Below are 692 nucleotides of genomic sequence, written 5' to 3'. Positions count from 1 at the left end.
GCGTCGGGCACCGTTGCCGGATCTGAGCCGGGCCGGCACCTGGAACGCGTTCGACACCTCCCGGCGCGCCAAGTCGACGGAATCGCAGGACAGCTCGTCGGCACGGACGACCTCGACCGGCACCAGCGAGCCGACAGTAGCGGCCCAACACCCGAAGCCGACGGAGTTGCCGGGGACGGTGGGCGCGCCCGCCGGTGCGACCGACAGCGGCACCGGCGATCCGGCGGGTGCCGACGCCACGTCACCAGCCCAGGTGGCGGAGCAACCCTCCCGGCGAGGACGACTCGGTGGGCTGTTCCGCCGCAACCGGTCCCGTGCCGACGAGGAGGGCCCGAAGACGTCGGATGCGGCCGAGCCGCTGGCCACCCAGGACGAGGAATTCGTCGACTGGGTCGCCGGGCTGAGCAAGCCGGTGTCGGACAACGAGCCCGAGCAGGAGAACGGCCGCCGGTCGTTGCGCTCCAGCGGCCGACACCACCGCGACTGACCGATCGACTCGGGTCGTCCGGGCTGACACAGTCACCCGGACGACCCGACATTCATGAACCCGAGTCGATCAACCCACGGCAACCCGCGCACCGGACCACTGACGGCCCGGCCCAGCGGGCAGGTCAGGCGAGCGGCAGGTAGACCCGGCTACCGCCGGAGATGAACTCGTCCGACTTGTCCTTCATGCCGCGCGCCGCGTACTC

Annotated in this window: 1 pseudogene; it reads left to right on the top strand. The window is 71.5% G+C overall.

Annotated features, from left to right (window positions below):
• Positions 1-487, top strand: a pseudogene (locus tag KBX53_RS34920) (hypothetical protein); the annotation flags it as partial.
• Between the last annotated feature and the right edge of the window lie 205 nt (positions 488-692).

The sequence above is a fragment of the Micromonospora sp. M51 genome (genome assembly GCF_018070305.1).
GTDB classification, from domain to species: Bacteria; Actinomycetota; Actinomycetes; order Mycobacteriales; family Micromonosporaceae; genus Micromonospora; species Micromonospora parva.
This window is presented reverse-complemented; position numbering and strand designations above follow the sequence as displayed.